Source organism: Methylocaldum marinum (genome assembly GCF_003584645.1).
Taxonomy (GTDB): domain Bacteria; phylum Pseudomonadota; class Gammaproteobacteria; order Methylococcales; family Methylococcaceae; genus Methylocaldum; species Methylocaldum marinum.
In genome coordinates this window covers 5,463,097-5,488,918 of the sequence record NZ_AP017928.1, presented here as the reverse complement: position 1 = coordinate 5,488,918, position 25,822 = coordinate 5,463,097, and the positions used below count along the sequence as shown (strand labels likewise).

21 protein-coding genes and 1 pseudogene are annotated in these 25,822 nt (G+C 62.8%); 3 read left to right on the top strand and 19 right to left on the bottom strand.

What is annotated here, in order from left to right:
* Complete coding sequence (gene tnpC / locus sS8_RS24470; protein ID WP_119627853.1) at window positions 1–1,512, top strand: IS66 family transposase; 1,512 nt, start codon at window positions 1–3, stop codon at window positions 1,510–1,512.
* Window positions 1,513–1,907: 395 nt separating this feature from the next.
* On the opposite strand, the gene sS8_RS24465 is transcribed toward tnpC, so the two are convergent.
* The 19 genes and pseudogenes from sS8_RS24465 to fdnG all read right to left on the bottom strand — a co-directional run.
* On the bottom strand, window positions 1,908–2,819 hold the full coding sequence (locus sS8_RS24465; RefSeq protein WP_119632060.1) for a fascin domain-containing protein: 912 nt from the start codon (window positions 2,817–2,819) through the stop codon (window positions 1,908–1,910).
* Between the two features lie 606 nt (window positions 2,820–3,425).
* Window positions 3,426–3,743 carry a CcdB family protein gene (locus sS8_RS24455; RefSeq protein WP_119632058.1) on the bottom strand — a complete coding sequence of 106 codons (318 nt, stop codon included), beginning with the start codon at window positions 3,741–3,743 and terminating at the stop codon, window positions 3,426–3,428.
* The gene (locus tag sS8_RS24450) at window positions 3,743–3,988 is read right to left on the bottom strand and encodes a type II toxin-antitoxin system CcdA family antitoxin (RefSeq protein ID WP_119632997.1); all 246 of its coding nucleotides are present in this window, start codon (window positions 3,986–3,988) and stop codon (window positions 3,743–3,745) included. The genes sS8_RS24455 and sS8_RS24450 overlap by 1 nt, the downstream gene beginning before the upstream one ends.
* A gap of 77 nt (window positions 3,989–4,065) precedes the next feature.
* Window positions 4,066–4,743 (bottom strand): DUF4172 domain-containing protein, encoded by a 678-nt coding sequence (locus sS8_RS24445; protein WP_197716622.1) that lies wholly within the window; start codon window positions 4,741–4,743, stop codon window positions 4,066–4,068.
* A 478-nt stretch (window positions 4,744–5,221) separates the two neighbouring features.
* Window positions 5,222–6,016 (bottom strand): 2,3-dihydro-2,3-dihydroxybenzoate dehydrogenase, encoded by a 795-nt coding sequence (locus sS8_RS24440; protein WP_119632057.1) that lies wholly within the window; start codon window positions 6,014–6,016, stop codon window positions 5,222–5,224.
* Window positions 6,017–6,164: 148 nt separating this feature from the next.
* A complete protein-coding gene (locus sS8_RS28810; RefSeq protein WP_197716621.1) occupies window positions 6,165–8,210 on the bottom strand; it encodes an MFS transporter in 2,046 nt (681 codons plus the stop codon).
* A complete protein-coding gene (locus tag sS8_RS24425; RefSeq protein WP_170161245.1) occupies window positions 8,210–9,190 on the bottom strand; it encodes a FecCD family ABC transporter permease in 981 nt (326 codons plus the stop codon). The genes sS8_RS28810 and sS8_RS24425 overlap by 1 nt, the downstream gene beginning before the upstream one ends.
* Window positions 9,190–10,389: a FecCD family ABC transporter permease gene (locus sS8_RS24420; RefSeq protein ID WP_197716620.1), complete on the bottom strand. Its 1,200-nt coding sequence runs from the start codon at window positions 10,387–10,389 to the stop codon at window positions 9,190–9,192. The genes sS8_RS24425 and sS8_RS24420 overlap by 1 nt, the downstream gene beginning before the upstream one ends.
* Window positions 10,390–10,404: 15 nt before the next feature.
* Entirely contained in the window at window positions 10,405–11,349 is a 945-nt protein-coding gene (locus sS8_RS24415) for an ABC transporter substrate-binding protein (RefSeq protein ID WP_119632055.1), read from the bottom strand.
* Entirely contained in the window at window positions 11,346–12,167 is an 822-nt protein-coding gene (locus tag sS8_RS24410) for a siderophore-interacting protein (protein ID WP_119632054.1), read from the bottom strand. The genes sS8_RS24415 and sS8_RS24410 overlap by 4 nt, the downstream gene beginning before the upstream one ends.
* Before the next feature lie 289 nt (window positions 12,168–12,456).
* Entirely contained in the window at window positions 12,457–13,329 is an 873-nt protein-coding gene (locus sS8_RS24405; RefSeq protein ID WP_119632053.1) for an EcsC family protein, read from the bottom strand.
* 11 nt (window positions 13,330–13,340) lie between these two features.
* On the bottom strand, window positions 13,341–13,607 hold the full coding sequence (locus sS8_RS24400; RefSeq protein WP_145986672.1) for a hypothetical protein: 267 nt from the start codon (window positions 13,605–13,607) through the stop codon (window positions 13,341–13,343).
* A 63-nt stretch (window positions 13,608–13,670) separates the two neighbouring features.
* On the bottom strand, window positions 13,671–13,913 hold the full coding sequence (locus tag sS8_RS27835; RefSeq protein ID WP_133719187.1) for a hypothetical protein: 243 nt from the start codon (window positions 13,911–13,913) through the stop codon (window positions 13,671–13,673).
* A gap of 1,329 nt (window positions 13,914–15,242) precedes the next feature.
* The gene (locus tag sS8_RS24390; RefSeq protein WP_232020426.1) at window positions 15,243–16,481 is read right to left on the bottom strand and encodes a YncE family protein; all 1,239 of its coding nucleotides are present in this window, start codon (window positions 16,479–16,481) and stop codon (window positions 15,243–15,245) included.
* Between the two features lie 70 nt (window positions 16,482–16,551).
* A complete protein-coding gene (locus sS8_RS24385) occupies window positions 16,552–17,145 on the bottom strand; it encodes a TetR/AcrR family transcriptional regulator (RefSeq protein ID WP_119632050.1) in 594 nt (197 codons plus the stop codon).
* 348 nt (window positions 17,146–17,493) lie between these two features.
* On the bottom strand, window positions 17,494–18,405 hold the full coding sequence (gene fdhE, locus sS8_RS24380; RefSeq protein WP_170161244.1) for a formate dehydrogenase accessory protein FdhE: 912 nt from the start codon (window positions 18,403–18,405) through the stop codon (window positions 17,494–17,496).
* Window positions 18,402–19,043, bottom strand: a complete 642-nt coding sequence (locus sS8_RS24375; RefSeq protein WP_119632048.1) for a formate dehydrogenase subunit gamma — start codon at window positions 19,041–19,043, stop codon at window positions 18,402–18,404. Before sS8_RS24375 ends, fdhE begins: the two co-directional genes overlap by 4 nt.
* Window positions 19,040–19,912, bottom strand: a complete 873-nt coding sequence (fdxH, locus tag sS8_RS24370) for a formate dehydrogenase subunit beta (RefSeq protein WP_119632047.1) — start codon at window positions 19,910–19,912, stop codon at window positions 19,040–19,042. Before fdxH ends, sS8_RS24375 begins: the two co-directional genes overlap by 4 nt.
* Window positions 19,913–20,052: 140 nt before the next feature.
* Window positions 20,053–23,103, bottom strand: a pseudogene (fdnG, locus tag sS8_RS24365) (formate dehydrogenase-N subunit alpha); the annotation flags it as partial.
* Window positions 23,104–23,711: 608 nt separating this feature from the next.
* Between fdnG and sS8_RS24350 the strand changes: the two are divergent.
* Together sS8_RS24350 and sS8_RS24345 are read left to right on the top strand one after the other, a co-directional pair.
* Complete coding sequence (locus sS8_RS24350; RefSeq protein WP_119632044.1) at window positions 23,712–24,803, top strand: NADH:flavin oxidoreductase/NADH oxidase; 1,092 nt, start codon at window positions 23,712–23,714, stop codon at window positions 24,801–24,803.
* 41 nt (window positions 24,804–24,844) lie between these two features.
* Window positions 24,845–25,813, top strand: coding sequence for an aldo/keto reductase (locus tag sS8_RS24345; RefSeq protein WP_232020425.1), 969 nt, complete (start codon window positions 24,845–24,847; stop codon window positions 25,811–25,813).
* Window positions 25,814–25,822: the final 9 nt, after the last annotated feature.

Below are 25,822 nucleotides of genomic sequence, written 5' to 3'. Positions count from 1 at the left end.
ATGGCAGCCATGAATGCCGCCGCTCTCGCCGAAGAAAATCGTACTCTAAAGGCCACCCTGGCCCAGCGCGAGGCGCGCATCGAACGGCTGGAATTCGACCTAGCGCAGCTGAAGAAGCTGCTGTTCGGCGCCCGTTCCGAGCGACTGGCGACCCTCCCCGACATCGACCAACTGCCGCTGTGGGATGAGGTGCCCGAGGACGCCCCCGTCGCCAGTCCGGTGGCGTTCAAGACGGTGGTGGTGCAATCGCCCGCCAAGAATCAACCGAAGCGCACCGCACTGCCGGCGCATCTGCCGCGAGAGATCGTGGTATTGCCGTTGTCGGCACAAGACCGGCAGTGTCCTGCCTGCGGTGAGGAACGGCCGGTGATCGGCTACGAAAGCTCCGAACGCTTGGATTACGTCCCGGCGCAACTGAAGGTCGTGGAAACGCGGCGGGAAAAGTGCGCCTGCGCGAAGTGCCAAGGGCAGTTGACCACGGTACCGGCCCCGCCGCAAATCATCGAGCAGGGCATCCCTCTGCCGGGTCTTCTGGCACATCTGCTGATGGCCAAATACGGCTATCACCTGCCGCTGTACCGCATCGAGCAAATCTTTGCCCACCAGGGTGTCCCCATTGCCCGCACCACGTTGTGCGACTGGGTCATCCAGAGCGGCTGGCAGCTGCAGCCCTTGGTCGAGCGGATGCTGGCGTTGCTCAAGCAACAGCCGGTGATCTTCTCGGACGACACCACTGTGGCGGTGCAGGACCGCGGCAAGACGCGGGAAACCCGGTTTTGGGTATACGCCGGCCACTCGCCGCCCATCGTCGTCTATGACCACACCGAAACCCGGGCGGGCAAGCATCCCAAGGCCAAACTGGAAGGCTACAGCGGCTACCTGCAGGCGGACGCCTATGCCGGTTACGACCAGATCTTCGCCGCAGGCAAGGTCCTGGAAGTGGCGTGCTGGGCGCATGCGCGCCGCAAGTTCTTCGAGATTGCCCGACAGACCGAGAACGGCAAGCGCATCAGCGCCCATGAGGCCTTGGAGTACATCGGCCGGCTCTACGCCATCGAACGGGAGGCCAAGGAACAGCAACTCGACGCCGAAGGCACCCGAAAGCTACGGCAGGAACAGGCGCGGCCGATCCTGGCCGAGTTCAAGGCCTGGCTCGAAGACCGGCTGCGCCAGCTGGCGCCCAAGACCCCCACTGCCCAGGCCATCGGCTATGCCCTCAAGAACTGGCCGGCGCTGGAGCGCTATACCGAAGACGGTCGCCTGGAGATCGACAACAACCGCAGTGAGCGGGCGATCCGCCCCCTCACCATCGGCCGCAAGAACTGGCTGTTCCTCGGCTCGCCCAAGGGCGGCCAGGTCGCCGCCACGGTGTTCAGCCTCATCCAAACCTGCAAGGAACTCGACCTCAACCCAGAGGCCTACCTGAAAGACGTCCTGACCCGTTTACCCACCACCAAGCAGAGGGAGATCGACAGCCTGCTACCCCACAACTGGAAACCAGCCAACGTATAAGGTCCTGACGGTTAACTGTTCGGCGGCATCAGGAAAAGACTGTCCTCCAGCGGACGCTTACCGAGCTACGGAGATTTCATCGTTAAATTCCGGCCCCGATTTGCAAGTCTTCTCACATTATCGGGGGTTCCAATGAAAGTTGGACGTTATTGGAAACTGGTTTTCATATACTTTTGGGACCGCGGCTGCCGTCAATAACTGTGATGGCGGCAGTGGCTTCTATAATTGTGCAGGCCGCAGGTAAGATCGATGCCTCGACTCTCCCGGATCCCACTGCGTTTCATCCGGGCAACTCGCAGACGCGGCTTGCCGCCGAGTGGGGCATCCCCACCCCGAATTAACCCGGCTTATGTTTATAGGCCGGGTCAATCGTACGCATGCGAGCGTGTTCCCTCTCATTGCAGGACCTCTGGTGAAGCCAAGCCGTAAACTATTAGCTGGAACAATTCGTTCGATGTCGATACGCCGTCACGGCGGGTGGTGAGCAAGGTGTGTCCAGCTGAGTCTCGGTAGATTCCCACATTGAACCCGCTCGAGGTTTGAAGCGCATAGGTGCAGTTGCCCTGATCGATGATCCGGAATTTCTCCCAGGCCAAGACTTGTGTCGCATCAGTGTGGAAGATGGTCGATGTGGTACTGATGCATGCGCCTGGAAAGCCCGGGTCGCAGCCGATAAATTTTTCCACGAGTCCCCCGCCACCTAAGGCTGTAACGAAGGTCACGCCATTAGAGGTTTGCAGAGCATGGGAGCCGTCATTTTGTCGGATAAGTTTAAATCTCGACTCCGGTTCTGCCCGTCCGACGATTGTTATGTCCCCTTGCGATGACTGGCCTCCCGGCAACACGGCGGACAGAAATGTGCCGTCCGCGGTCAGAATGCCGTACTCGAATCCCGATCCCACGTCGCCGCACTTGACAATCTGAAATTTTTCCCAATCCTGAATCTGTGTCGCATCGGTATGAAAAGCATCTGCGGATTTGCCGCCGGCTCCGACTGCCGTGACATAAAACCCGTTTATCGTATAAATCGCATAAAAACTGGGCGCGAAGTTGCCGACACTCAGGTCGAGCAGTCGAAACCGCTCCCAGTCTAGGGCTTGCGTGGCGTCAGTATGAAAAGCGCCACCCGTTAGACCCCCTCCGTTCAGTGCAGTCAAATAATAGCCACGGGACGTCTGAATGCTCTTGTCATGAGGCGTGTCGGGGTAAGTCACGGCGAACGTGAACTTTTCCCAGGGCCCGGCTGTCGTCGCGGTCGTCAGGAGGACAGGTTCGACTGTTCTTCCTCCCCCATCAAGCGCGGTCACATAAAAGCCTTTGTAAGTCCGCAGCGCGAACTCGCCCGGCCAAGGCAACAGCCACAGGTAGGGGTCGTCTGTATCGGGGCAACCACGCCTTCCCGGACTTCGCCAGAAGCCGGCAGGTTCTGAGCCGGTTCGACGATGCGTGACGACGCTAAAGGATCAGACGGGGATGAGGCCGCATCCGTGGCGCTACCCGCCAGGCTCATGAAAAAACAAGCGATGGCCCAGAATGACGACAATCGATGTGTTCGCATGCTACACCTCTCAGATTGCTCCCCTAAAGAACAGGACATTCAGGAAGCGGCTTCGCCATTGCGGATTTGATGTAAGAATCGGGCTTGCTGTAGCGATAGACTAACGCAGGTGCTGCGGACGAATCATTGACATATTTGGATGCCGAGGATGAAAGCCAGTGCACCCGGATGGAGCTTCGCGGAAACCGGGACGATCGGTGCCTCGACTCTTCCGCATTCCACTGCTTTGCATCCGGGCTACTCGCTACTCGCTGAGATAGGCTCTTGGCCCAACGTGGTCCCACCACGCCGACGGATACCTCAGATCCGGCCACGCAAAGTGTGCGCGCATTGGCTCAGTTTCCCGGCGCCATTATCAAATGCCGGTGATCGCGAAATCGAGCGCCCGGATAATTTGGTCCCGAAAATGGGAAAGTGATCCGATCGGGTTCTGAAGCAATTTAGCTGGAATTGAAGAAATCTGGGGGACAAGCAACAGGAGTTCTTGGGCATTGAACGTGATTTCTGGGGTGAGTCCTTTCATCGTTTCATTGCCGAAGTCGGAGCGCTTTCCGAGTGGAATGACGATTCGGGTAGCCAGTTCTGAAATGTGTGGGCTTTGAATATCGACCAGAAACGGATAGAAGCCCTTGGTGCTCTTGCTCGGATTGGCGTAGACGTCAAACTGTGCCATCAGAACTCTCGGAACTCGTCACCGAAGCACCCATGTTGTTCCACGAACGAGTTGTAGGCATCTATGGCAGCCCTGTTTTCGTCGGCCCATTTATCCGCTTCGCACTCTGCCAATTGTTGCCTGAGTGCTTGCTCCAGAGTGGCGGAAAGATTGATGTTCAAAGCTCTGGCTTTGGCGAGCAGGTCGCTGTTTATGCTGAGGTTTGTCGGCTTTTTCGGGGCGTTGACATCATATAGCGTGCGCATGGCGAACCTCGGGTGGGCAGCAATGATGAGTCCATGGTATGCGCATGCTGATGCGTGCGCAATTGCATTTAGCCAGCTTAGCCCGGATGTGGCTTCGAGGCTGTGAAAGAATTCCCCACTCGGTCGGCGGGTGGTGCCTCGAAATGCACCCTCTGCCGGCCGACGAGGCCAGACACCACTTGCATGGGCCCCGTGGCATCGTCGCGCCAGCCGCCGACCTTGATCCTGGAAAGGCCGGAGTAGCCGGTTGGACACAGCGCGGCATGCCAGCCGAACAGGCGCTCCCGCGACACCGGTGCCTGGCAGTTGGCAGTGGCATCGAGCACCATCTCGACCATGCCTTCGACGTGCCGATCGACGGGGGCCAGGGCGCCGATGTCCACGCCCAGCCTACGGGCAATGCTTGAGCGAACGGATTCGGCATTGAGCGGCTCACCCTCGATCTCGCTAGTCTTGACCACGTCTTCGGTGAGCGCAGCAAGGCGCGCCTGATCGCGCAGCGCCATACCCACGTCGGCCAGGCGCCCCAACAGGTTTCCTTGGGCGCGACTGACCTCCGCCATAGGACTGGCCAGTGCCGCCAAATCGTAACGCCAGTTCGGCCAATCGCCGGTCTGCCAGATGTATTGATAATCGCCGCTAGTCATGCGGATATTATGGATCGCAATCTCCGCATCGACCAGCCATTTACCGCAAAATATGCGGCGATAGAGGCGCCATTCGCCGCATGCCAGGCGAATGGTGACGCTGCGCAAAAAGAGGGGTCAGGGCGTGTAATCAAGCGTTTTTTGAGCGAGGTTTTATTGATCGCTCACGTAACGGGTCGTTGCTTGAGTTTGCATTGCGCGATGAGCGCTTGTCTCCGTGCTGGAGGTGACCGGCCTCTCATTTCGCGCTGAATGCGCGAAATTCGTGAAGGGTCGGATTGACTCCGACCTTTTCGCCAATACCCGCGGTTGTTCGTCCGGACCATCCCAGCGCTGTAGCATCGGCAAAGCTCAGCGTGTCCACCTTCCCGACTGATGGGTACAGCCCAACGGCTTTTGCCTGTCCTACGCGGCCTCCTTGATTGAATCCGGGGAGGACAATGTCGTCATCTACGCAAAAGAACTTGCAGCATAACCAGGTAGCCTGCGTAGCCCGGATGGAGCTTTGCGGAATCCGGGACGATTGGTACTTCGGCTCTCCCGGCTTACACTGCGTTTCATCCGGGCTACTTGTCCAGATGGGCTCTCAGCCCAAAGTCGCTCCGCCATCGACTACGAGATCCTGCATCGTGATGTGCCCTGCGGCATCGGACAGAAGAAACAGCACGGCCTGGGCGATATCTTCGGGTTGTGCCAGCTTGCGCAGCGGGATGCCGAGGCGGAACTTTTCCAAAGATCCCCGGATGACCTGTTCGGCGCTGCCGGCACCGTCGCGCCAGTAGCGGCGCTGCATCTCGGTGTCGGTCGACCCGGGCGAGACCAGATTGCAGCGAATGCCGTATTCCGCGAGTTCCAGCCCCAGGCAGCGGATGTACTGGGCGGTAGCAGCCTTGGACGCGGCGTAGGCGGCCATGCCCATGCGCGGGGTGGAGGCCGCGTTGGAACCCACGGTCACGATCGCGCCGCGCCGCCGCTCGCGCATGCGGCGCGCCACTGCGCGGGTGAGAAAGAAGACGCCATGGGTGTTGACCGCGAAGCTCTGCATCCAGTCCTCGTCGCTGGCGTCGATCGCTCCGCCGGTATATAGCACGCCGGCGACGTTGACCAGGTAGTCGATGGCGCCGAGTTCGCGTTCCGCGCGCTCGACCGTTTCCACGACGGCCGCTGCATCGCGCAGGTCGAGCACGAAGGGATGCAAGTTATCGTGCGAGGCGCACATATCGCATAGGGACGCACCGTCGATGTCCGCGGCGGCGACGGTGAGCCCGCGCCCGGCCAGCGTCGCGGCGACCACCGCGCCGATGCCCTGGGCGGCCCCGGTCACCAGGGCGATGCTCGGATGCAAGTGGAAATCGGAAAGGTTCGGCAGGTGCGAACTCATGGTTTCATCTCGCGGTTGAATCGATGGATTCCGGTCGGTGCTCGGTAGTTGCGGTGCGATCCGCACCGGGTAGCCCGGATGAAACGGAGTGAAATCCGGGATGATCGGAGCGGTGATGTTCCCCGCATTCCGCTTCGCTTCATACGGGCTACGACTCGGTCGCGAGCTTCGGAGTGGACCGCAGTTGTAGCCATCCCAGCAAGCCCAGGGTCAGCAGCGTAACGCCGGCGGCGAGCCAGCCGGAACGCTCGAAGTGCTGCAGGGCGCCGCTGGCGTCGACGCTGGTGATCAGTCCCGCGCTCCAGGCGGCGAGGCCGGAGGCGGCGTCGGTGCTGGCGGTGTTGATCGCCAGGTAACGGCCGCGCAAGGGCGGCGGGACGCGGCTGATGAGCCAGGCGGAGGCGGGAATGGCGCGGGTGGAGGTAAGCACCATGAACAGCATGAACACCAGCGCGGTTTGCGCCAGCGGACCCGGTTGAAGCTGGGTGAGCCAGAGGTGCGGAACGATGCTCGTCAGCATCAGCAGCGCGAGCACGCGCGCCGCGCCGAACCGGTCGGCGGCGCGGCCTATCCAGCGTGCCGCCAAGAAGGTCGCGAGTCCGGCGCAGAGATAAATCCAGGACATGTCATGCAGCGCGACGCCCAGCGTGCCGTTCAGATGCGCGCCGAGATACGGCACGATGAGAAAGCCGGCGAAAACAATACCGAAGCTCAGCAGCCAGCCCAGCGCGAGCGAACTTTCGGTGAGCCGCCCACGGGTGGCGACGGCGCTAGCCGGCGCGCGCGGCAGCCCGAACCGGAGGCCGATCCATAACAAGGCCGACAGCGCCGCGACCGCGAAGAACGGTATCCGCCAGCCGCCCAGCGAAGCCAGCCAGAGCCCCGTGGGCACGCCGATAACGGCGCAGAGGCCGAACGCCGACATCACGGTGCCGATCGCCCGGCCGCGCCGCGCCGGCTCGATGCCGTCGGCGATGATCGCCATCACCGCGGCGTTGATCAGCCCGGCGCAGCCCCCGGCCAAGGCGCGCGCGGCGAGCAGCGACTCGAACCCTGCCGCCGTGGCGCAGGCAAGAGTGGCGACGATGAAACCGGAGTACAGCGTCAGCACGGTTCGCTTGCGGTCGCCGCGATCCAGCAGGCGGCCCCCGGCCAGACTGGCCAGAGCCGATGCCAGCGTATAGACGCCAACCAGCGATCCGAACCGCGCCGGGCCGATGTCGAAGGCGCGCATCACTTCCGCGCCGAGCGGCATCAGCACCATGTAATCGAGGAGGTGGGTGAATTGCAGCGCCGCGAGCAGCAGCAAGAGACGGCGCTCCTTCGTCAGCGCGGGTTCGGCAGTCGCGGGCGGTTTGGCGGCCCGCTTCGCGTTCGCTTCGATGCTGCGCGGCAAGGGGCGCGGTACTGGCGCGGGTGTGTTCAGCGCGCGCAAGGGCACGACGACGGGGCTATCGTCGGGCGCGCGCAGGATGCGGCTGTCGATGCCGTACAGCCGGCGCAGCAAGTCTTCCGTGAGCACCTCTCCGGGCGTGCCGCAGGCGGCAAGTTCGCCGTGGTCCAGCGCGACCAGCCAGTCGGCGTGGCGGGCGGCGATGAGATCATGCAGCACCACCACGACGGTGCGGCCCGTATCGGCCAAGGCGCGGAGCAAGGCCAACAGTTCCAACTGGTGGCCGGGATCGAGCATGCTGCCCGGTTCGTCCAGAAGCAGCACCGGCGTCGATTGCGCCAGCATCATCGCCAGCCAGGCACGCTGACGCTGCCCGCCGGACAGCGTGTCCAGGGGTTGCTGCGCGAATTCGGTCAGATCGGTAAGCCGCAGCGCTTCCTGTACCGCCTCCTCGTCTTCGGACGACCAGCGGTGCAGCAGCCGCCGATGCGGATGGCGGCCCAGCGCGACCAGCGACGCCACGCGCAAACCGGCCGGCGCTTGCGGGAACTGCGGCAGAAAGCCGACGCGCCGCGAGAGGGCTGCGGTCGAAAGTGTGCCCAGCTCGTGGTTCCCCAGCCGCACCTGCCCCGACGCGGGCCGGTGAAGGCGGGCCAGGCAGCGCAGTAGGGTGCTCTTGCCGCACCCGTTGGCGCCGACGATCGCGGTAATGCGACCGGACGGAATGTGCACGCTGAGATCGTTCAGCACGGTCTTCGCGCCGTAGCCGGCGCAAAGGTTCTCGACGCGCAGGTCCAGCATCAGGTAACTCCGTAAGGCGAAGGCCGCAACAGCAGCCACAGCAGAAAAGGCCCTCCCAGCAGCCCGGTTACGACGCCGGCCGGCACTTCGACCGGCGGCGCGAGCACCCGTCCGAGTAGATCGGCGGCGATAACCAGGGCTGCGCCGATCGCGGCGGCGCTCCAGAACGGCGCCGATCCGTCCGCCGACAGCCGGCGCGCGAAGATGGGTGCGGCGATAGCGACGAAACCCACCGGCCCGGAAACGCTGACGGCGAGGCCCGCGAGCGCGGCGGCGAGCAGCAGGATCGCGAGGCGCAAGCGTTCGAGGCGCACGCCGAGGCTGCGGATGCTGTCATCGTGCAAGCCGAGCAATGTCAGGCTGCGGGTCAGCGGGGGCATCGCCGCCAACAATAGGCCGAGCACAAGGGCCACGGTCGCCAGCAGCGGCCAGGTCCGGCCGGTCAGACTGCCGACGCTGAAGGCGTACATCCCGCCGGCCTGAAAGATCGGCAGGGTCGCCATGGCGATGTCGAAACCGGCCCGCAGCAAGCTGGCGACACCCAGCCCGACGACCAGCACGCGATAGCCTTGGGTGCCGACGCCCCCGGCCGCCAGCAGCGTGAACAGCGCGGTCGTCAAAGCACCGATCAGAGCGCACCACCACGGACCGAGCAGCCCGGCGGGATTCAGCACCAGGGTGACCGCCAACGCCAGCAACGCGCCGTCGTTGACACCGAGCAGATCGGGACTCGCCAGGCGGTTACGCGCGAGCGCCTGCAGCAAGGCGCCGGCGCATCCGAGCGCGGAGCCGACCACCAGTGCCGCGCACAGCCGTGGCAGTCGAATCTGGAAAACCAGGGTACTCAACCAGGGTGGCCCGCTTCCGTCGAGACTCGCCAACAACTGCCCCGGCGACAGCCAAGGGGAACCCGCGGCCAGCGCAGCAAGGACCAGCAATGCCAACACCGGAAACAGACCGATCCGGAGCGCCCAAGCCATCAACATTCCGCTCCGGTACGGCTCAGCGCCAGAGTGGCGTCGCGATGCACGATCCAGATCAGCAAGGGCGCGCCGATCAGCGCCAGCACCGCGCTCATGGGCGCCTCGTAGGGCGCGACGATCAATCGGGCGGCGAGATCCGCGAGCAGCAGCAACGCGGCGCCGAGCGGAATCGCGAAGGCAAGCTGCGCGCCGATCGTGATGCCGGCGAGCGCGCGCGCGCAATAGGGCGCGATCAGGCCGAGAAACGCAATGGGGCCGGCCAGCGCGACTGCAGTTCCGGCCAGAAGCGCGACGGACGTGACCGTTAGAGCCCGGATCGGTCCTGGGCGATGGCCGAGGGCGCGTGCCAGATCGTCCCCGAGAGTCAGCGCCGACAAGGGGCGGATTAACAGGACGGCCAGCGTGAGGCCGATCCCGATCAGGGCTAATCCCGGCACGAGCAGGCCGGCGTGCGGATGGGTCAGCGAACCGAGCAGCCAGAACCGGAACTGGTCGAGGTTGGCGCTACTCGCCAGCGACAGCCAGGCGGTCAGACTTTGGCAGGTGGCGCCGATCGCGAGTCCCGCCAGCACCAGGCGCTGCGGCGAAGCCTGGCCGCCGCCGGCATGCGCGAGCATCAACGCAAAGGCGCTGCCCGTCAACGCCCCGCCGAGAGCCCAGCCGATTTGGGGGCCCGGCGTCAGGCCCCCGGCCAGAGCGATACCTAGCGCCACCGCCAGGGCCGCGCCGCTATTGACGCCCAGCAAGCCGGTCTCGGCCAGCGGATTGCGCGTCACCGCCTGCAACAACACCCCTGCCGCCCCGAGTGCCGCGCCCAACGCCAGCGCCTTCAGCACCCGCGGCAGACGCAGTTCGCCAAGCACAAGATCGACTTGCGCATCAATGCTGTGCATGCCGCCCAGCAGCCAGTCGACACTTTCCGTCCAACCGACGCTGCCCGCCCCCATGCTCAACGAAGCAAGGCTCAGCATCGCTGTCAGCACCAGTAGCAAAACGTAGCTGGTCAAGGCCGATAGGGGCACAGCTTTCTTCATGCTAAATCGGGCAGTCGGATACCACCTGAAAAGCGCCAGGCCCTCATCCCCAACCCTTCTCTCAGAGGGAGAAGGGAGTTTCGCCCCCTTTCCTCTAGGAGCGGGGTTAAGGTGATGGAATGCAGCGGCTGATGGAGTATTGCAGTCATTTCGGACATTCAACTGCGGTTTTTAGCTTCATGGTTCCGAAGTTGCGCCGAGCATGGCCCTCTCGACATCGTCGAGCACGGCTTGCGCCGCCAGAGGACCGCCGATCAGGGTCCATAACGTCGCATCGACTTCGCGCACGTGGCCGCGCTGTGCCGCCCGCAATCCGGCGAAGGCCGGTTCCCCGCGCAATGCGGCCACGCTGTTCGGGTCAGGCGTGAAGTTGCCGATGAACAGCCAGTCGCCGTCGATATCGGCCAGCATTTCGCGGCTCAGCGGAGGCGCGTGACCAGCCCCCGGAGCGCGCTGGGCCGAGGGCCGCACCAGTCCCAGATCGGCCAGCACGCGTCCGGCGAAGGCATCGCCGAACATGAACATGGGGCCGTTCGGCGTCAGGCGGACGATGCTCACCGATTCGCCGGCATGCGCACCGAGTTTTTCCCGCAAGGCCGCGGCGCGTGCGCGGTATTCGTCGAGGACCCGTTGTCCCGCCTCCGGCTGGCCGACAGCATCGGCGATGCGCCGAAAACTGTCCTGCCAGAATTCTCCGGGAGCGAAGCTGACCACGGTCGGCGCGATGCTCTCCAATTGGGCCAGCCGCTCCGGATCGGCTTGACCGCCGGCGAGTATCAGGTCCGGCTGCAAGACCACGACGCGGTCCAGCGAGGGCTGGGCGAAGTTGCCGAGACCTTCGATTCCGGCGGCGCGCGTGCCGAGATAGGCGGGCGGGCGATCGCTGCCGCGGGCGTTGGTGGCGCCGGCCGGCCGCAAGCCGAGGGCGAGCAAGGCGTCCAGATCCAGTTCGCTCAGCGCCAGTATCCGCTGTGGAACGGCGGGTATCCGTACCACCCGCCCCACCGCGTCGGTCATGTTTCGGCTCGCAAGATCCGGAGCCGCCGAATCCGGGGCGGAACGGTCGCAGGCCGTCAACAGCAAGAGCAGGAAAATCGATGCAAGACTCAGCGCCGGATTCATGAATCGGTCTCCATCAGACGATGGCGTTCGTCGTGATAATCCTCTTCCCTTCGGCCGCGACGCCAGTACGGCACCGCGTACAGCGACTCGGCCGGCACACCGCGGTCCCGGCGCAGGTGGCGGCGGATGGCGAGCACCGCGTCGTTTTCGCCGGCGACGGTGGCGAAGATCCGGGCCGACGACGTCCAATCGATTCCGCGCACCGCGTCCGGCAGCCGGCCGGGAGCGCTTCCGCGCAGCCAGCGCAGCTTCACGCCGGGCGGATGCCGAAGATCGAGTTCGTCGCCGGCGTCTTCCACTTCGATCAGGACTGCACCGCGCGCCGATGCCGGCAGATTTTCCAGCACCGCGGCGATCGCCGGCAGCGCCGTCAGATCGCCCGCCAGCAGGTGGAAATCGGCGTCGGCGCGGGAAAGCCTCGGCCCGCCGGTGCCGGCGAGTCCGATGCTGTCTCCGGCCCGGGCGCGCGCAGCCCAGCGCGAGGCGGGTCCGTCGTCGCCGTGCAACACGAAGTCGATGTCCAGGGTTCGCCGCGAGCGGTCGAAACGGCGCAGGCTGTAGGTGCGCGACGCCGGGCGAGGCCCTTCCGGCCACTCCGGACCGCTGGGCCCGATCGTCGGCAAAACCGTCGCGACGCCGGACGATGGCACGAACAGCTTGAGGTGCGCGCCGGGACCGGCGTCCGGGAAGTCATGCAGTTCCTCGGAGAAGAAACGGACGCGAAGCAGATGCGGACTCAAGCGTTCGGTTTGTCGCACCGTCAGTCGGCGCGGACGGGTTGGGTGCCGCGAAAGCGGTGGAGCAGTGACAGCAGACATTGCACGTTCAAATCGAAGAGTAGGGAGAATTCTAAGCGGTGCGTCGCGTCCGAAAATCTCGCGAGCGGCGGGATTGATCGGAACGAAAAACAATGCGCGCGTTTCACAAACGCCCTTTTGCCGGGCACTTGGTGTTATGGTCGGGGACGGTTTCAGACCGTCACGTTGTGTTCCGGGTAGAGGCGATAGGGCGAGCGGGGTGAAGCTTGTCGCATCTTTATTCAAAAGACCGGAAAGCGGGCGTGAGAAAGAATACTTGACCATTTTCCGAGAATCGTCCTCATTAGCATCATGCGGACCGCGCCATCATGGCCGGCTTGTCTGGCCAGCGCTCGTGCCGAACCGATTTCAGCTTCCGATACTCGGCCTCGATGTAATGCCGCCCGTAGCGGCGTTCCAGCCGGCGCATGACGAAATGGCTGCGGGCCATGCTCTGAAAATGCCGGACGAACAAGTCGTTGATGAAGGCGCCGCCGACCGCGCCGGCCAAGGGCAGCATTTCCGCTGCGGCTTTTTCCGACAGTATCAGTCCGAAGCGCTCGGATACGATGAGTATCATTCGGCTGATGGCCGGCGCTCCTTTCCGGCTCAAGCCTTGTGCGGCGATGTGGCGTGACGCCTGTTTGACGGCGGCTTCGAGAGCCAGGCGCAAGCCGTAATAACCGGTATCGGCGGCATCGTCGGCCTTGGAGCGTCCTCCCAGAGCGAAAACTTCGAGACAGGCCAGACGGGTTTCCGGCCGGTTCAGATCCTCGCCTTCGCTGCGGGCGATTTCGGCGATGGCCGCGAGCATGATCAAGGTGGTGAGCGGCAGTTCCACCAGCAATGCGGAACCGCCGAACAATCCGCCAATCGCGCCCGTGCTCCGCGCCATGCGACGGTAGAAGCGTTCGCTGCGAGGCCGCCCCTGCCCGAGGCGGGTGACCACGGCTTCCAGAAGCCGTCCGATGCCCGCCTGCAAGTGTCCGGAGAAGCGACGATGCCAGCGCGGCGGTATCAGCTTGAGCCCCTTGTCGACGGGAGTGCCGACGGCGTGGGCCAGATGGGCGGCAAAGCTGGGATATTCGAGCTGGCAGAAAGCGACTCGCAGTCGGCGACGGTCCTCATCCGCCAATTCGATGGCGCCCGATCCGGGCGAAGATGAGTCGTGTTCAAGCTTCATTGTCGAGTCACCTAGAGGTTCTTGAGAATACCGACCGGCGGTTTCCGCTGCGGCTCGCCCGGCTTGCGCATCCTTGTTTCGCCGTCGATGAGTTCGAAGCCCGTGTCGCGTATATGGACGGGGTGCGGGAGATCCGGACCAATCGCCGGTCTTGTTCGCTGAACGTGGTGTATGACGGCGCCGAAGTCCGCGCCGGTCTGCTGCATTGGCTCGGCTCTCTGCCGCCGAACGTCTTCCAGCACGGATGCGTCCGCCCAAGTCGCCCCTACTCCGCTCATCGTTTCGTCCCTGGCGCTCCTCTCGCCGCCCTTGTTACTTCGTATTGATTGTTTGCTTGCTCTTCACGGACTACGATCGATGATCTCGTCTTGATTTGCGGTACAGGACGACAATACCGGACGAACGTGTCGAAATCGGGCGAGTGCTGCGTTCAGCGTAGTGCACAACATTCGGAAAGTGGACGGCCGGAAATGCACCGTGACGGGGCCGACATTGACATGGAACACGGCGCAGCTCCGGCAGTACTCGACCGAGCAGACTTCGCTGCGGGCCAAGGTTTCGGTATTACAAGCTTTTCGTTGCACGGGTCTCTCCTTAAGTTCTGGAACGCACGGGCGTTCATGTGTAAAAGCGGGCGCAAATCTCGATCTCTATCGCAATGGCCCCCGCTTTGGCCAAAGTTGATCGTGTCCCGGACATTTGCGGGTGATCACGCTCGACCATTCCCCCCCAAGCCCTCACCTTCGCTCGGAACACGTGGGTCAAACGGTTTCCGAGGTCTGCCGGGACCGGCACTCAACTGGGCGAATCGGTCATGGGTGGCGGTCGGCCAACCCGCACGCTTCGATGGGCGTGACATCCACGCAGACAGAACCGCAGGAATAAGCCCTGTATCGTGGTTTTGGATTGGTGATCGAGACAGGCAAAATCGGTCGCACAAAGGCTCCCTGTTTCAATGAGCTGCGAGAGCTTGTCGACGCTGATTCGAAGCCTGACGCTGTCTTTCTCGTTCAAAGGGGGAGTTATGGAACCCATGATGACGCATCCTCCATGATAGTAATGATAATGATTCTCATTATTTGGTCAAGCACTCTTTCGCCCCCCGCTTCCCGTCTTTTAGTGAAGCCGGCGCTGCGAGACATGGAGCGAGTGAGCGAGCGAGTCGAGTAGTCCCCGGAAGCCCGAGCGCCGGGTGTGAGACCGAAGGTCGACGCGATAGCGGCGGTCGGAGGTCTCACACAAGGCATCGCGACCGGGCGTCGAGTCATCTGCGAGCGGTGTCCGGACCCCTTGTTGGGTCCGGACCAGACGAGCGGGGACGGCCGGGGCGCCGAAGGCAATAACTCGTCGCCAATTTTTTGCTCCTTTTGGTGACTTGGAGGTCCCAAAAGGTTTCGCAAAAAATGGCGACGCAATCGCGTAGCCCGGATGTAGCTTTGCGGAATCCGGGACGATCGGTGCCTCGAGTCTCCCGGATTCCACTGCGTTTCATCCGGGCTACTTGCTGGTGCGCCTCCGGCGAGGGAGTGGCAGCTTGCCGGCATATGCCGAAGCGCGTAACGATGTCGCAGCCCACATTCAGTGAAACGCAACGCTGGAACAGCGCAGCCACGATTGTCAAAGACACCTCCACGCTCCCGGAGTTTCTGAAAAGAAACGGCGACCGGTCCGCTGCGCCGAGCTCGCCTCCGCAATCCCGCTGAAGGCGAATCAGGCGCGCCCATGGTTTGCGGCCTTGACGGTCGATCTCTTCCCCCGCAGGTGAATGGGGACAGTTCTCGAATTCCGGCATGTGTCGGCGCGCGAGGACTGCTCCCCGATGTCCCTCCCCTCCTCGCCTACCCGTAGGGGACGGGGAGAACCCAGGGCTCTCCCGGTTGAACTTCGTACGGACGTCCGCGTCTGCTTAGCGGTCATGGTCCCCGCAATCGGCGATTCGCAAGGGGTTTGGCCGCATTCGTCTCAGTGATCGCTCTTATACCATTCGGCATCGCGATGATGCAGTTCGGGGTCAGACCGGCCTTCTTGAGGACGTCGACCGTCGCGACCACCTTGTTCTGGTGCAAGTCGATTACGCTCACCGAACCGTCGTCCATCTCCGGCAAATTGATGAAGCTATTCTGAACGATGGCGTGGCGATGATCGGGCGAGAGCACGAAGTGATGCGCGCCGCCCGCAGTCGGGATCGTCGACAGCAGTTTCGGCGTGTAAGGATCTTCGATGTCGAAGATGTTGAACGCGCCGGGCTTGGCTGTCGTGATATAGAGGCGATCGACTGCTTCGTTGAAGCCCATTTCCAGCGGGAGACTTTGGCCTGTTTCCGCAAAATCGAATACCTTCCGGAAAGTGAAGTCCTCGCTCTCCGGACGCCAGGTGGCGGTCCACAGCGCTCCGCCGTACAAGTTGTTTATGTAGGCTATCTGGGGCTTGCGATGTGGGATGAAAGCAATTTCGACCGGCGCTTCCCCGGAAGGCGAGGGTTTATTCGAGAGTTTGTGGGTCGACAGAATTTTTCGGGTCGACGCTTGTATGACGGAGACCGTCTCGCCGGCGTCGTTCAGATCATCGGGGTTGACCGTGCTTGTCACGAAGATGCGGTCGAGGTCGTCGTTGAGCATCACACCGTGGGGATACTTTATGAACTTGTCGCTGGATCCGTCGTTCCCGATCGTTACAATCGGCTTATCCGACCGGGCATCGCCGACGATGACATTGTTGGACCCCATGCAGCTGAGATACCAGTGCTTGCGATCGTCCGAGAACGTTATGTCCTCGCCCACCTTGCAATCCGGGACGGATACGACGGTCTTTTCGTCGGGGAACTTCGAGAGGTCGTAAACATAGAGCTCGGTATGTCCGAGGGACGTGACATAAGCCTTGGTTACGTCTTTGTTGTAATAGATATGATGCGCCACGAAATCCGGGGGCAAGGGCGTGTCTTTGACAATCTGGTTGAATGTGGGCGAGTTCGGGTCCACATCGATGACCGCAATACCCTCTCTGCGATTCGGCTGCCCAACCTTGCTTTCATAGTTGAGCATGGCGAGCAGCTCAGCGCTTGCCGTGGCCGGCACCAAGACGCTCAGGGCGCTCAAACTCAATGCTCGTAAAGAGGCCCGGCTGAAGGGATGGCATTTCATGCTTTTAAGCATCTCGGTTCTCCTTTCTCTCAGTTTGGACACAAATAAGATGACCGGTCGTTTTATTAACAGGCAAAAAAAATCAGGCTTTGAAGTAATCGTCGAGAAGAAACTCAAAAACCTGCGTGAGGGGCTGAACCGAACGTTCGATTTTCATGCGAAGCAAAGCGCCCTGCCAGAGATTGAGCACTAGATCGGCCATGAACGTGGCTGTCAGGTCTTTTCGGAAGCTTCCTTCCGCTTGCCCGCGAGCGATACCCTCTTTCAGTTTGTCGCGATAACGGTGGACGGCATCGCGCAGCGAGGTAGAACAAAGATCGCTTGTTTCGCCGATCTCGCCGATCAGGTTGCCGAGCAGGCACCCGCCTTTGAAGTCTCGCCGCTCGGTCTCTTCTATGAGCTCATTGAAATACGCTTTCAGCGCCGCCTCCGCATTTACACCCTTGCGGTTCAAATGTCGGTCGAGCTGCTTGATGAACGGCTCGATGTAGTGTTTGACGACCTCGGCACTGAAGGCTTCCTTGCTGGGAAAGTGGTTGTAGAAAGACCCCTTCGGCATGCCGACGCTTTCAACGATGTCCTGGATTCCCGTGCCATGGTAGCCCTGCTCCATAAGAAGCATGACGCCATGGTCGAGCAGCTTTTCTCGAATTTCGGCGGAATCTCGTCTCCTCATGGGGCATGAACAATATGACCGGTCGTCTTATTTGTCAAGGGGGCTTCTTGAGGAATTTTGTCGTCTGTCGGCAAGTTTGCAGGCTTGATTTGCTTACGATGATCTGAAGCAAGCGGCAGCATTAGAGCGTTTTCATCGCGCTCATACGGCAAAACCGGCTTGGTGGACGTCGTTGGCGCCTTCGGCTCGGGTGAATGGATTCAAGCCTTCGTAGGTCGGCAATCCTTTGCCGACGACCCCGTTGGGAATGGATTCCCCGACCTACTCGCGAGCGCCCGTATAGTCGATATGAAAATGCTCCAGCCCGCGATGGTTTACGCGGTCGTAGACTAAAGCCCCTCCCCCGTTTCAGCTGCCGGGTATCAGCAGCGGATTGAATCCCAGGCGCTCGTATCCTTGCTCGGCCATCAGGATATCCAAACCGAGGGTGGCGAGATCGTCGGCGAAGGGGTCAACGAACGGTTCCTTTTCCCGGTTCATGAGCTTCACGTAGGTCTTGCAGCCGGCGCAGGCTTCCGCCTTGACGGCCTCGCCCGCCCCTTCGAGCCCGAAGTAGGCTACATCCTTGCCGGAGCCGCAGTGTATGCAGTGGATGCGGGGCCGGTTCCATTCGGTGGAGCACAGGCTGCAACAGAGATAGCGGAGGCCTTGCACGGAACCGCCGGTCTGCAGCACGCTCGCCACCGGCCATGAACCGCAGACCGGGCAGAGATGCCCGGACTCCATCGCGCCGAACTTGTCCAGGTCCAGGCGGGCCGACGACGACGTCCAGTTCGCTTGCAGAGCGGCGGCCACGAACGGCGCGAGTCCGGGATCGATGCCCTCGAAGTCGGCGCTGAGCAGACGTGCTGCCCAGTGCTCGAGTTCCTCGTCCGCCGCCCCCCGGATGCGCTCGCACAGCGCGGTGAGCGGCTCCGATCCGGAATCGAGACGTTCGGCGATGAGGCGCAGGGCTTCACGCCAAGTGGGGTCGCGGTGCCGGCTTGAAATATCCAGCGGCGGCCCGCCCGTATACGAATCCGGCAGGAGCGTGTGGGGGAAGTGCTCCCAAAGACTGTGCTGAGCGTCGGTCAGATCGGCCATCAGCGCCAGGTAGCCGGCCAGGCTCGAGTTGTCCTCGGCGAGTCGCCAAAAGCGCGCCGCCCGCTTGGCGAACGGCGACTGCCGGGACGGCAATCGCAACGGTGGCGGAGCCCCTAAGCTCTGACTGCCTTTAGGCGTGCCTTCCCGCGCGGAACCGACGTTTCCCGGCCCGCTCAATGTTTCTCTCCCTCGGTCACCCGCTTGTACCATCCGGGATGATGTTTGCGCGCCCAGGCGCGGGTGACGGTTCCGCGCACCATCGCGCCGAGGGTCCCCTTGATCCATATCCCGGCATAGATGTGAACGATGATGCCGCAAATGATGACGAAGGCGCAGACCGCGTGCAGCAGCAGTGCCAGGCGGACAATGTCGATGGGAAAGTAGTGAGCGAACCAGGGCCGCCAGATGACGATGCCGGTCAGTAGCAGCACCGAGATGGTACCGATCATGGTCCAGAACAGCAGTTTCTGGCCGGCGTTGTAGCGGTCCACTTCCGGCAGCCTTTCCTCGCGGTTCCGCACGACATCGCCGATGCGCCGAAGCCAGACGATATCGTTGCGTGTCAGGAGGTTGTGGTGCCAAAACTTGAGGGCCAGCAAGGAAAAGGAGACGAACATAACGAGGCCGATATAGGGATGCAGGATGCGCGTCCAGGTGGGACCGCCGAAGAACTGGGTGAACCAGAACATCGACGGATGGAACAGCGCCAGCCCGGAGAAGGCGAGCATGAGGAAGGTGATCGCCGTGATCCAGTGGTTGAGCCGTTCCCACGGGCTGTAGCGGTCGATTAGTTTCGGGCCGTGCTGGGTGTTCATGGCTTCTTATCCTCGTCTTCCTCTTCGGTTTCGCTGGGACCGACGGTGACGTAATGGAAGAACCCGGCCAGGGCGGTGAAAAATATCGCGGCGGTGGCGAGGGGCTTGAAGATGCCTTTCCACAGCCCGACCGTGGGACTGATGACCGGGTCCTTGGGCAGATCGTTGTAGAGTCCGGGCTTGTCGGCATGGTGCAGCACGTACATGACGTGCGTGCCGCCGACGCCGGCGGGGTCGTACAGTCCGGCGTTCTCGAAGCCGCGTTCCTTCAGGTCGGCGATGCGCTCGTTGGCGTGCTCGATCATGTCTTCCTTGCTGCCGAAAACCAGGGCCTGGGTCGGACAGGCCTTGATGCAGGCGGGTTCCAGGCCGACCGCCACCCGGTCGGAACAAAGGGTGCATTTGTACACCTTGCTGTCCTTCTTGGAGAGGCGCGGGATGTCGAACGGGCAGCCGGCGATGCAGTAGCCGCAGCCGATACAGTTTTCCTCGTGAAAATCGACGATGCCGTTCGAATATTGGATGATCGCGCCCGGCGACGGACAGGCCTTGAGGCAGCCGGGGTCGGCGCAATGCATGCAGCCGTCCTTGCGGATCAGCCACTCCAGCGTGCCGTTTTCCTCGGTCTCGGCGAAGCGCATCAGGGTCCAGCTGTTGGCGGTGAGATCGTGCGGGTTGGTATAGGAGCCCTCGTTGATCCCGACTTCCTCGCGCAGGTCGTTCCATTCCAGACAGGCTGACTGGCAAGCCTTGCAGCCGATGCACTTGGTGACGTCGATGAGCTTGGCCACCTCCGTGGTCTGCCGCTGCTGCGGACTCGGCGTCGTGGTGGCGGAGCGCCGGACGATATCCAGGGATTGCAATGCCATGTCTAAACCTCCGTCCGGCCTTTGAGAATCCGCACCAGCCAAGATGTCTTCTCGGTGGCGCGGGTCGTGCCGTTGGGCCGCCTGCGTTCTTCATGGCCTTCGCCCGGCTTGTGGGTGTGCGGCATGAGTTCGCTCAAGTCTTTCTCCACGTTGACCAGGAATGCCTTGAATTCCGGAGTCTGGGTGTTGGCGTCGCCCAGGAAGGGCGTCAGGGTGTTGGCGATGTAGCCTTTCCGGGTCGCCCCGGTAAAGCCCCAATGGATCGGGATGCCGATCTGATGCACGGTCTGCCCGGCCACCTTCAGCGCCTTGATGCGCTTGGTCACCAGCGCCACGGCTTTGATCGCGCCGCGCTTGGAGCGCACCGCCACCTTCTCGCCGTTGGCGATGCCGAGTTCCCGGGCCAGTTCTTCGCCGATTTCCACGAACTGCTCCGGCTGGAGCGGGGCGTTGATCCTGGAGTGCTTGGTCCAGAAATGGAAATGCTCGGTCAGGCGGTAGGTGGTCGCCACATAGGGAAACTCCTCGCGGTCGCCGAGCATGGCCTTGTCGTTCGCGAACACGCGGGCCGCCGGGTTGCTGATCACCTTGGCGTGCAGCGGGTTGGCGCCCAGCGGGCTTTCGAAGGGCTCGTAATGCTCGGGGAACGGTCCCTCGGCCATCAGATGCCGGGCGAACAGGCGGGCGACGCCCTCGTCGGTCATGATGAACGGCGACACGCCGCTGTCCGGTCCGGCATCGGCCTTGAAATCCGGCACGTCCAGCCCGGTCCATTTGGACCCGTCCCATTCGATCAGCTTGCGCTTCTCGTCCCAGGGCTTGCCGGAGGGATCGCAGGAGGCTCGGTTGTACAGAATCCGCCGGTTCAGCGGCCAGGCCCAGGCCCATCCCGGCGCGATGCCCAGCCCGGTCGGATCGGAGGGGTCTCGCCGCGCCATCTGGTTGCCGTCCTCGGTCCAGGAACCGCAGAAGATCCAGGTACCGCAGGCGGTGCTGCCGTCGTCCCGAAGCTGGGCGAAGCTCGACAGTTGCTTGCCGGCCTTGACCAGTACCCTGCCCGGCTCCTTCGGATCGGGAATGTCGGCCAGGGCGTAGCCGTTGTATTCCTTCGCCAGTTCGTTGGCCGCCGGCGCCTCGGGAATCCGATAGGGCCAGTGCAGATTCAGGATCGGATCGGGGAACGCGCCGCCCGCCTGCCGGTAAAGCTCGCGCATTTTCAGGAACAGCTCGGCCATGATGTCGATGTCGGTGCGGCATTCGCCCGGCGGCTCGGCGCCTTTCCAGTGCCATTGCAGCCAGCGCGAGCTGTTGACCAGCGCCCCCTCCTCCTCGGCGAAGCACGTCGTCGGCAGGCGGAACACCTCGGTCTGGATGTCCTCCGGCTTCACGTCGTTGTACTCGCCGTGGTCTTGCCAGAATTCCGAGGTTTCCGTGGCCAGCGGGTCCATGACCACCAGGAATTTCAGGCGGGACAGGGCGGAAACGATCTTGCCCTTGTTCGGGAAGGACGCCAGCGGATTGAAGCCCTGGCAGAAATAGCCCGTCATCCTGCCCTGCTCCATAAGATCGAAGACGCGCAGACCGTCGTAGAGCTGATCGATCTTGGGCAGCCAGTCGTAACCGAAGTCGTTGTCCGGTGTCGCCGCCTGGCCGTACCAGGCTTTCATCAGGCTGGTATGAAATTTCGGGTAATTGGACCAGAAGTTGACCTGTCCGGGCCTAAGCGGCTTCGGCGTGCGCTTCTCCAGATAGGCGGCGCGGGTCGCTTCCTCGTCGCGGGCGAGATTCAGATAGCCCGGCAACAGCTCCGACAACAGGCCCAGATCGGTCAGCCCCTGGATGTTGGAATGGCCGCGCAGCGCGTTGACCCCTCCGCCCGGCATGCCGATATTGCCCAGCAGCAGCTGCAAGATCGCCAGCGTCCGGATGTTCTGGGACCCGATGCTGTGCTGGGTCCAGCCGAGCGCGTACAGGCTCGTCAGGGTCCGGTTCGGCACCGCGGTCGAGGCGATCGCCTCGCACACCTTCAGGTACAGATCCTTGGGCGTGCCGGTGATGTCGCAAACCGTGTCCACGGTATAGCGGGAGACGTGCTGTTTCAGCAGGTTCAGGACACAGCGGGGGTGCTGCAAGGTCTCGTCGACCTTGGCGAAGCCCCGCGCGTCGGTTTCGTACTGCCAGGTGCTCTTGTCGTATTGATGGGTCTTCTCGTCGTAGCCGGTGAAAAGCCCCTCGTCGAAGCCGAAGTCCTCGCGCACGATGAAGCCGGCATTGGTATACGCCTTGACGTACTCGTGCTGGATCGCGTCGTGCTCCAGCAAATAACGGATCACGCCGCTGAGGAAAGCGATGTCGGTTCCCGCGCGGATCGGCGCGTAAAAGTCGGCTACCGAGGCCGTGCGGTTGAACCGCGGATCGACCACGATGAGCTTGGCCTTGTTGTTGGCCTTCGCCTCGATCACCCATTTGAAGCCTACCGGATGCGCCTCGGCGGCATTGCCGCCCATCACCAGAATGACGTTCGCATTCTTGATGTCCATCCAGGTATTGGTCATGGCGCCGCGACCGAATGTCGGAGCAAGACTTGCCACCGTCGGTGCGTGTCAGACGCGTGCCTGGTTGTCGAGCGCTACGATGCCTAAACTGCGGAGAACCTTGTGGGTGAGATAACCGGTTTCGTTGGAGGCGGCGGAGGCAGCCAGAAACCCGACCGTCGGCCAGCGGTTGACCGTCTGTCCTTTGTCGTTTTGGGCGACAAAATGGCGGTCGCGGTCGTCCTTCATGAGTTTCGCGATACGTTCCAGCGCGAAATCCCAGGTGACCCGCGTCCATTCCTTGGCACCCGGCGCGCGAAATTCCGGAAAGGTGACGCGGGTCTCGCTGTGGACGAAGCCGAGCAGGCCGGCGCCTTTGGGGCACAGGCTGCCGCGGCTCACCGGATGGTCCGGATCGCCCTCGATGTGGATGATTTCGGACTTGGCATTCTTCGCCTTGTCGCCGAGGCTGTACAGGATGATGCCGCAGGCTACGGAGCAATACGGGCAGGTATTGCGGGTTTCCGTGGTGCGCGTCAGTTTGAACGTGCGCACTTCCGCCAGCGCTTCCCCGGGCGAAAAACCCAAGGCCGTCAGCGTGGAACCCCCAAGCGTTGCGGCACTCAGTTTGAAAAACTGGCGCCGTGTGACTTGCATGATGTCGTACCTCCTGGCGAACAAAAACAAAGGTGGAAGGTAGGAAATTTGGGTCTAATGTTGGCATGGATCGTTTACACCCTCAACACTCCGTTTAGCGCCTTCCTGCATTCAAACACCATACAGGTTGAGGTTGCCGATCGCTTGACCGCATTTCCTCCCCGGCACATCATGCGGCTGAAGGGGATGATTCAGCCCGTCGGATTTCCCGGCGTTAGTGCATTTTTCACCCCGGTTTAGCGGTACGGGTCGGAAAGATCGCAGGTCGGCAGGCACAGTTTCCGGGAGGTGACCATGAGCAAGCTTCATCTCGTATATGCAACGCTCTTTAATGAATGCGCAATGCCGGGTACGCGTCACCTACCGACGCAGGCGTCTCCGGCCTCAGACCTTCTCCGCCACGGCGACAGTCGGATTGCGGGGCAGCACGATGCCCTCCGGACGGCGATATTTTTCCAGCTCGAATTCGATCTCCCGAATGTCCGGGGTACCGGGAAAGCACGGGAATCCGCTCGGAAAACTACCGAACGAACCGGCGGTGGATCAAGTGGCGTATCTGACAGGACGATCGGCCGCGCCAACGGCGGCCGTCGCTTGAGGAGTCAACTATGACGGCTGCCGATCCGAAATCAGCCGTTCAGCCCCGGCTGTTCTCCCGATGGACCCTGCGCGGCGTCGAATTCCGCAATCGCGTTTTCCTGGCGCCCATGTGCCAATACGCCGCCCGGGACGGCCATCCCACCGACTGGCATCTGGTCCACTACGGCGCGCGCGCCGCGGGCGGGGTGGGTCTCGTGATGCTGGAGGCCACCGCGGTCGTGCCCGAGGGCCGCATCAGCCCGGCTGATCTGGGTCTATGGTCGGACGATCACATTCCTTCCTTGCGTCGGCTGACGGACTTCATCCGCGCCCAGGGCGCCGTGGCGGGCATACAGCTTGCCCACGCCGGCCGCAAAGCCTCCTGTGACGTGCCGGCCAACGGCGAAAAACCCTTGCCGCCCGAGCGGGGCGGCTGGCCGATCTTCGGCGCGAGCGCCGTGCCCTTCTCGTCGGGTCATCCGACGCCGCGAGAATTGGACGAAGCGGCCCTGGCCGACATCGTCGGGAACTTCGCCAGGGCCGCCGAACGCGCGCTGGCCGCCGGATTCGAAGTGGTCGAGATCCATGCCGCCCACGGCTATTTGCTGCATTCTTTTCTCTCGCCTTTGAGCAACCGGCGAACCGATCTTTACGGCGGACGCTTCGAAAATCGGGTGCGATTCCCGCTGGAAGTGGTAGCGGCGGTTCGGGCTGCGTGGCCGGACCATCTGCCCTTGTTCGTTCGGATTTCCGCCACCGATTGGGCCGAGGGCGGCTGGGATTTGGACCAATCCATCCGCTTCGCCGACCGGCTTAAGGATTTCGGCGTGGACCTGGTGGACGCCTCTTCCGGCGGTCTGCTTCCGGACGCCGTTCCGCCGGCGGCGCCGGGTTATCAGGTGCCGTTCGCCCAGGCGATCCGCGCACGGACGGGCATCGCCACCGGCGCGGTCGGACTCATCACCGAGCCGCACCAGGCGGAAGCGGTGATTGCGTCGGGCAGCGCCGACGCCGTGCTCCTCGGCAGAGAACTGCTGCGCGACCCGCATTGGCCTTTGCACGCCGCGGCCGCCCTCGGCGAGGACGCCGACTGGCCGACCCCGTATTTCCGGGCGCGCTGATTGCTCCAACGCCTCTCGGTTTCTTACACGTCGCTATCGCCATGACCATCCAATACACCCGACTCGGCCGCACCGGCCTCAAGGTGAGCCGCCTGGCTCTCGGCACCATGAACTTCGGTCCCCAGACCGACGAAGCCGACAGCTTCGCCATTCTGGACCGGGCGCTGGAACTGGGTATCAATTTCATCGATACCGCCAACGTCTACGGCTGGAAACTCGGCGAAGGCGCCACCGAGCAAATCGTCGGCCGCTGGCTCGCCCAGGGCGGCGGCCGGCGAGAGAACATCGTGCTGGCGACCAAGGTCTACGGCCGCATGGGCGAAGGCCCCAACGATCAGCGCCTCTCCGCCTACCATATCCGGCGGGCGGTGGAGGACAGCCTGCGGCGTCTTCGGACCGATCGCATCGACCTTTACCAGATGCATCACATCGACCGCGACACGCCCTGGGAGGAAATCTGGCAAGCCTTCGAAATCCTGGTCCGGCAAGGCAAGGTGCTCTACGTCGGCAGCAGCAACTTTGCCGGCTGGCAACTCGCCCACGCCCAGGGCGTGGCGACGGCGCGGCATTTCCTCGGTCTGGTCTCCGAGCAAAGCCTCTACAACCTGGCGGAACGCACCGTCGAACTGGAGGTGATTCCCGCCGCCAAAGCCCTGGGGATCGGCATCATTCCATGGAGTCCCCTGGCGAGGGGCGCTTTGGCTGGCGGCGTCAGCAGCGGCCGGCGCGGTTCGGAAGAGACGCGGAATCTCGTGGAAAAGCATCGCGGCCGCATCGAACGTTATGAGCGGTTCAGCGCCGAATTGGGGGAAAAACCGGCTGACCTCGCCCTCGCCTGGCTGCTCCAAAATCCCGCCGTCACGGCTCCGATCATCGGCCCGCGCACCTCGGAGCAACTGGACGGCAGCCTCCGCGCCCTGGAGATCAAGCTGACGCCCGAGATACTCGATGCGCTCGACGACATCTGGCCCGGCCCCGGCGGCGAGGCGCCGGAAGCGTATGCCTGGTGAGAACGTCAT